Here is a 5937-nt window from a genome sequence, read left to right on the forward strand (position 1 = left end):
CGAAGAACGCCAAGACCTGCGCTCGCCTGAGCGATTTGCGCAGAACCACCTTCCCCTTCCCGTCCACACCGTGTACCTGAAAGACGTACTTTGCAATGTCCAAACCGATTGTTGTACTGTTCATACCCGACTCCTCCTCTTCGTTTAAGTGGTCGTCTCATCCTCCACTTTGGCACATCACGATGCCGTTTAGGAGGGGAGGAGTCCATACCATTAGGCTACGATTTCTGCTCGAGCACTTCGCCGCGATCGCCAAGGCTTGCGCTTGGGACTATGCGGGCAAGCTCTGCATCGACGTTCTTGATGTCCAGCTTGCGGGCAGCTTCGCTCAAAGCGTGTTGCAGATACAAGCCGCGAATCTGTTCAAGGGCGAAAGCAAAGTCAATTTGTAACTGCGGAGCGGGTAACGAGATGGGCACGCTACGCGACTCTCACGATGTGCGCAAATAGCGCCCCCAATCTCTCAGCGGCGAGCCTCACATATCCCGGATGCAGCTCGATGCCGACATAGTTGCGTCCGGTTTCCTCGCAGACAAGACCGACCGTTCCGGAGCCGAAGAAGGGATCGAGGACGTAGTCACCGCGATGGGTGGAGGCGAGTATGCACGGCCTAATCAACGCTGGCGGGAAAGTCGCTGCATGAAGAAAGGATAGGGGTTGCGTGTTGACGTTCCAAACCGAGCGCTTATTGCGCCCATTCACGTCAAGAATCGACGTTCGATCATAGTAGTATTGCTCGCACTTGGTGAGCAAAAACAAGTATTCATGGGCTCGAGTTGGACGGTCCTTTACGCTCTCTGGCATCGCATTCGGTTTGTGCCAAATGATGTCGCTACGTAAGTACCACCCATCCTCTTGAAGCCGGAGCGCGAGCCGCCAAGGAATACCGAGAAGGTCCTTGGGCTTGAGTCCTTCAGGAGTGTCAGGGCGAACTTCCATTGCTCTTGCAGCGTTCTTCTTGTCAGGTGCACGCCAGCCCCGATTGCCACTTGTGTAGCCATCCCCGATGTTTAGCCAAAGCGTCCCGTCATCCTTCAGAACGCGCTTGATCTCGGCGAATATCGCGACAAGTCTGTTGAGGAACTGCGGGAGGGTCTCCTCGAGACCAACTTGACCGGGCAGGTTGTAATCCCGAAGTCCCCAATACGGCGGTGAAGTGACGACCGATTGAACGGCCTTGTCTGGGAGTCGAGCCAAGACTATGTGCGCGTCACCTTCGATGATGCACGAGGCCTCGATCTTTAATGATTCTGGGGGATCTACCTTAGCTTGTTTCAATCCCGCCTCCTCCGATCTGCTTCTTGCGCATATTCTATCCGGTTACGTCGCCAGGTATCACCTCTTGACGCTGAACTGGTTGTTGGACGGGCATCGGCGTTGTTTACCCCTTTAATGGTCCGAGGCGTATACTGGCCGAGACAGAGGTAGGAGAGTCACGATGCAATTTACCGCCGTGTTTCAGAGAGTCTCCGAAGGCTATATCGCCTTCGTCGAAGAGCTTCCCGGCGCGAACACGCAGGGTGCAACGCTGGAGGAGGCTCGCGAGAATCTTGCCGAGGCGGTTGAGCTTGTTCTGGAAGCAAACCGGGCGCTCGCTGAGGAACTGCTCCGGGGTCAAGACGTAATCCGGGAACCGTTTGATACATCAGCCGCATGAAGCGGCTGGATCTGATTCGTCACCTAGAAGTTCATGGGTGCGAGTTGCTGCGCGAAGGTAGAAAGCACTCGGTCTATGTCAACCGCCAGACTCGTCGGTCCACAACGGTGCCTCGGCGTCGCGAGATAAACAATTTTCTCGCTCGCACGATCTGCCGTGACCTGGAAATCCCAGGGCCCCGAGAGGACTAACCGCGGAGGCCTTTCACTTCCGGCTCCAGGGTAAGCGTTAGCGTGCTGTGCGCGCGATCGAAGTTCGGAGTCGGCGCAAGAACTGCTCGACATTAGAATGAGGAGCTTTTATTTCGACCCCGAACGGCGGTTCGCCAACCTAAATCAATATGTCTGAGCATACTCGCTTAGCACCTCGCGCACGCTTGTCACGAACCGTTCGAAAACCGCGTTCGGGTGCCATACGCCGGGCGCTGCCTCATTGAACATCTCCTTGCGAAGGCCGATCGGCAGCTCAAATTGCACTCCTCGCCCCGAGCGTCCGCGGTTGCAGATATTGGTCTTCCCAGTGCCTTGGCGCGTGGGGCTCGGATCCTCGGTGGCGGCAAAGCCCGATGCATCGAGCGCGGAAATGAAGCGCGCGCGCAGCGCGCTATCCAAGCCCCCGAGATAAACCACGCACCCCGATCCGCCGGCGCCGTGGATAGTTACGACGGTGCGTACACGCTGGACGGCGGCTAAGGCGCGCGGCTCATCGAAATTATCGCTGGTGATATGGAGAGAGTAGTTGCGGTGCGGTTTGATCCCTTCAAAACAATAATACGTGTGCTCGTTACCGGCGATCGCCTCGGCGATCGGCAGCGTGCCGCGCTCGATGCGTCCGCCGTGCGGGGCGACCACGGCAAACGGAGAATCCGCAAGCCGGACGTGCACGCGGTAGTCCCGCCCTTCGACTTCGGACGCACTCAGCAGAGCGTAGCTTCCATACCTGTCCACGCCGCCGTGCCATTGGCCCCTGCCTCGGGCCGTAAGCGCTTGCTAAAACGGAACATCGTCGTCGAGATCGGCGGGGGCCGCTGGGCTTGCCGGAGACGGGGAAGGCGCCGGCGCCCGCTCGCCCGGAGGTTCGTTCTCGAAGGGCACCGTACCCCCGCCACGCGCGCCCAGCATCTGCATCTCGTTCGCGATGATCTCGGTCGTGTACCGGTCATGGCCGTCCTTGTCCTGCCACTTCTTGGTCTGTATCCGCCCTTCGACGAAGATCTGCGAACCTTTGTGCAGGTATTCCTTGACGATATCGGCCAGCTTGCCGAAGAACACCACGCGATGCCACTCGGTGCGTTCTTGGCTCTCCCCGGTCTCACGATCGCGCCAGGTTTCATTGGTCGCCAAGCGCACGTTAGCCACCGCTTGGCCGCTCGGCATGAACCGGACCTCGGGTTCGGCACCGAGATTACCGATGAGAATCACCTTGTTAATACCTCGAGCCATGCGTTAGCCTCCTATAATCGCTTTTGCGCCCATTCACACTTCTAAGATAACATTAAACGCAAGGTTTAGAATATCTGGGGGATCCATGCTAGAACCCGTCAAAAATCGCATCTCGGAGCCCTCCGGACAGCGGCTCTACGCGGCTTCGCCGCGCCGACGCAGTGTCGCTGTTACGGTGGGATCGGTCATCATCGGAGGCGGCGCGCCGGTGGTGGTGCAGTCGATGACCAATACGGACACCGCCGATGCGGTGGCGACCGTTAAGCAAGTACAGGAATTAGCCGCGGCAGGATCCGAGCTGGTGCGCGTCACCGTCAATACCGAGGATGCAGCTCGCCAAGTGGGCCGCATCCGCGGGATGCTGGATGCCTCCGGCTGCCACGTGCCGCTCATCGGTGACTTCCATTACAACGGCCATCTCTTGTTAACGAAGTATCCTGATTGCGCCCAGGCCTTGGCCAAGTACCGTATCAATCCGGGTAACGTCGGCTTCGGGCCCAAGCGCGATCCACAGTTCAGCATCATGATCGAGGCGGCGCTGCAGTACGGCAAGCCCGTCCGGATAGGCGTGAATTGGGGCAGCTTGGACGGAGCCTTGCTAACCCGCCTCATGGACGAAAACGCCGGGCTGGCGCAGCCGCGGGATGCGCGGGAAGTCACCCGGGAGGCTTTGATTGTCTCCGCCCTTGACAGCGCCCGGCGCGCCGAAGCGCTTGGGCTTGGCCGGGATCATATCGTGCTCTCGTGTAAGGTCAGCGGTGTACAGGATTTGATCGCCGTGTACACGGAGCTCGCTCGGCGCTGCGATTACGCCTTGCATCTGGGCCTGACGGAGGCGGGGATGGGCTCGAAGGGGATCGTGGCCTCGACCGCGGCCTTGGCGATGTTACTTCAGCAAGGGGTCGGCGATACGATCCGCGTCTCGCTCACGCCCGAACCGGGGGGTGAGCGGAGCACCGAAGTGGTCGTGGCGCAAGAGATCCTGCAAACCATGGGTTTGCGTTCGTTCACGCCGCTGGTGATCGCCTGTCCCGGCTGCGGGCGGACGACGAGCACCGTTTTTCAAGAACTAGCGGATAAGATCCAGTCCTATGTCCGCGCTCAAATGCCAGTCTGGCGCGAAAAGTACTCGGGGGTGGAAGACATGAGCTTGGCGGTCATGGGGTGCGTGGTCAACGGGCCCGGAGAGAGCAAGCACGCCAACATCGGGATCAGCCTTCCCGGTACCGGCGAGGTCCCCGCGGCGCCGGTCTTCATCGATGGGCAGAAGGCCTTGACCCTGCGCGGGGAGAGGATCGCCGAGGAATTCCAGCACTTGGTGGATGATTATGTGCAGAGGACGTACACCGTGAAGCTATAGGTGCGAGCCCAAACGCGTGTCCCGTTAGAATGTAAATGTAACTCACATCAGAGTGGCCGAGGAGGGGCGGGGGATGTCTGAGTTGATACGGCGGCTGCAAGGCGAGCATGATAATTTTTCCAAGCTCTTAGCCTTGCTCGATGCGGAGATCGAGACCGTTGACCGCGGGGAGAACGGCAACTTTCGTTTGATGACGGACATCATGGACTACATGGCCGTCTATCCGGATGTGGCCCATCATCCTTTGGAAGACCGGATCTTTACCCGGCTCGCGCAACTCGATCCGGTGAGTCGCGATCTGGTCGATGAGCTCATCGCGGAGCATGAGCGCTTGCGGGACATGGGGAAGGTGTTCTCCGATCTGGTGCGCGGCGTGGTCGGCGGAGGGATCACCTCCGTGGATAAGCTCAGCACGCTGGGACACGAATACGTCGCGCTCATCCGCGCGCATTCCGCGCGCGAGGAGAGCGACATATTTCCAAGGTTAATCAAGGTGCTGAGCGATGAAGATTGGACAGAACTGATGGCGGCCGCCGCGGCAAGCGAGGATCCGCTCTTTGGCGGCATCGTGGATCGGAGCTACGAGGAGATCCTGGCGCAGATAGAACGCCGGCGATGATCGATCGCCGCGTGCCCCATTCAGGGAGCCTACCCCCCTTGAATCAGCTCGGGTTGCTCGCATCCCATCGCGGGAGCAACATGCAGGCAGTCATCGATGCTTGCAACAGCGGACGTTTAGCGGCCGAGCCCCGCGTGATCATCAGCAATAACGGCGATTCGGAAGCCTTGCTCCGGGCGCGCCGCGAGCGCATTCCGGATTACCATCTGAGCCTGCGGACTCACCCCGATCCGGTGGCGCTCGATGTGGAGATTTTAACGGCATTGACGCGCCACGAGGCCGGACTCGTGGTATTGGCAGGGTACATGAAACGGCTCGGTCCCCGGGTGCTTGCCCACTATCGAGGGCGGGTAATCAACGTCCATCCCGCTTTATTGCCCCGCTTCGGCGGGCAGGGCATGTACGGGGATCGCGTGCACGCGGCGGTCTTGGCGGCGGGTGAGACGGAGACCGGGGTGAGCATTCATCTGGTGGATGCCGAATACGATTGCGGACCGATCCTCGCGCAGTGCCGGGTGCCGGTCGAGTCCGGGGATACGATCAAGAGGCTTGCCGAGCGGGTCTTGGCCTGCGAGCATCGCTTCTTGGTGGCAACGCTCGAGAGAATTTTATCGGGCGCTCTGCCTCTGCCCTAGCCCGCGGCGTCGATCCTCTCGACGATGCAGCCGTCGCGTAACACCACGATATGAAAATACCTGTCTTGATGAAACTGCCAGGGATTTCGCCGATGCAGCCACCGCGTAACACCGTCACAAGCCTTGCCGTAGGCGCCGTCGGCGTGGTCTACGGCGATATCGGCACCAGTCCTTTGTACACGATCCGGGAGGCGTTCGGCGGCCCGCACGGGATCGCGGTCACC

11 protein-coding genes are annotated in these 5937 nt (G+C 59.8%); 6 read left to right on the top strand and 5 right to left on the bottom strand.

The features are described 5' to 3' along the window. The 3 genes from M3436_18620 to M3436_18630 all read right to left on the bottom strand — a co-directional run. On the bottom strand, positions 1 to 124 hold a 124-nt coding region (locus M3436_18620), incomplete at its 3' end, for an IS110 family transposase (protein MDQ3566010.1). A gap of 94 nt (positions 125 to 218) precedes the next feature. Beyond that, positions 219 to 419, bottom strand: a complete 201-nt coding sequence (locus M3436_18625; GenBank protein ID MDQ3566011.1) for a hypothetical protein — start codon at positions 417 to 419, stop codon at positions 219 to 221. A gap of 1 nt (position 420) precedes the next feature. Then, a complete protein-coding gene (locus M3436_18630) occupies positions 421 to 1278 on the bottom strand; it encodes a site-specific DNA-methyltransferase (GenBank protein MDQ3566012.1) in 858 nt (285 codons plus the stop codon). A 160-nt stretch (positions 1279 to 1438) separates the two neighbouring features. On the opposite strand from M3436_18630, the gene M3436_18635 reads away from it, so the two are divergent. Both M3436_18635 and M3436_18640 read left to right on the top strand, forming a co-directional pair. Then, positions 1439 to 1657 (top strand): type II toxin-antitoxin system HicB family antitoxin, encoded by a 219-nt coding sequence (locus M3436_18635; GenBank protein ID MDQ3566013.1) that lies wholly within the window; start codon positions 1439 to 1441, stop codon positions 1655 to 1657. Further along, positions 1654 to 1848 (top strand): type II toxin-antitoxin system HicA family toxin, encoded by a 195-nt coding sequence (locus M3436_18640; GenBank protein ID MDQ3566014.1) that lies wholly within the window; start codon positions 1654 to 1656, stop codon positions 1846 to 1848. Before M3436_18635 ends, M3436_18640 begins: the two co-directional genes overlap by 4 nt. A 144-nt stretch (positions 1849 to 1992) precedes the next feature. Here M3436_18640 and M3436_18645 read toward each other — a convergent pair whose 3' ends face one another. Both M3436_18645 and ssb read right to left on the bottom strand, forming a co-directional pair. Then, positions 1993 to 2604 (bottom strand): poly-gamma-glutamate hydrolase family protein, encoded by a 612-nt coding sequence (locus M3436_18645; protein MDQ3566015.1) that lies wholly within the window; start codon positions 2602 to 2604, stop codon positions 1993 to 1995. 42 nt (positions 2605 to 2646) lie between these two features. Beyond that, positions 2647 to 3099, bottom strand: coding sequence for a single-stranded DNA-binding protein (ssb, locus tag M3436_18650; GenBank protein MDQ3566016.1), 453 nt, complete (start codon positions 3097 to 3099; stop codon positions 2647 to 2649). A gap of 85 nt (positions 3100 to 3184) precedes the next feature. On the opposite strand from ssb, the gene ispG reads away from it, so the two are divergent. The 4 genes from ispG to M3436_18670 all read left to right on the top strand — a co-directional run. Continuing rightward, on the top strand, positions 3185 to 4459 hold the full coding sequence (ispG, locus tag M3436_18655) for a flavodoxin-dependent (E)-4-hydroxy-3-methylbut-2-enyl-diphosphate synthase (protein ID MDQ3566017.1): 1275 nt from the start codon (positions 3185 to 3187) through the stop codon (positions 4457 to 4459). A gap of 73 nt (positions 4460 to 4532) precedes the next feature. Next, positions 4533 to 5078, top strand: a complete 546-nt coding sequence (locus tag M3436_18660; GenBank protein MDQ3566018.1) for a hemerythrin domain-containing protein — start codon at positions 4533 to 4535, stop codon at positions 5076 to 5078. Further along, positions 5075 to 5713 carry a phosphoribosylglycinamide formyltransferase gene (gene purN / locus M3436_18665; GenBank protein ID MDQ3566019.1) on the top strand — a complete coding sequence of 213 codons (639 nt, stop codon included), beginning with the start codon at positions 5075 to 5077 and terminating at the stop codon, positions 5711 to 5713. The genes M3436_18660 and purN overlap by 4 nt, the downstream gene beginning before the upstream one ends. Before the next feature lie 68 nt (positions 5714 to 5781). Continuing rightward, a partial coding sequence (locus M3436_18670; protein MDQ3566020.1) for a KUP/HAK/KT family potassium transporter occupies positions 5782 to 5937 on the top strand: 156 nt, incomplete at its 3' end.

Source organism: Pseudomonadota bacterium (assembly GCA_030859565.1).
Taxonomy (GTDB): Bacteria; Pseudomonadota; Gammaproteobacteria; order JACCXJ01; family JACCXJ01; genus USCg-Taylor.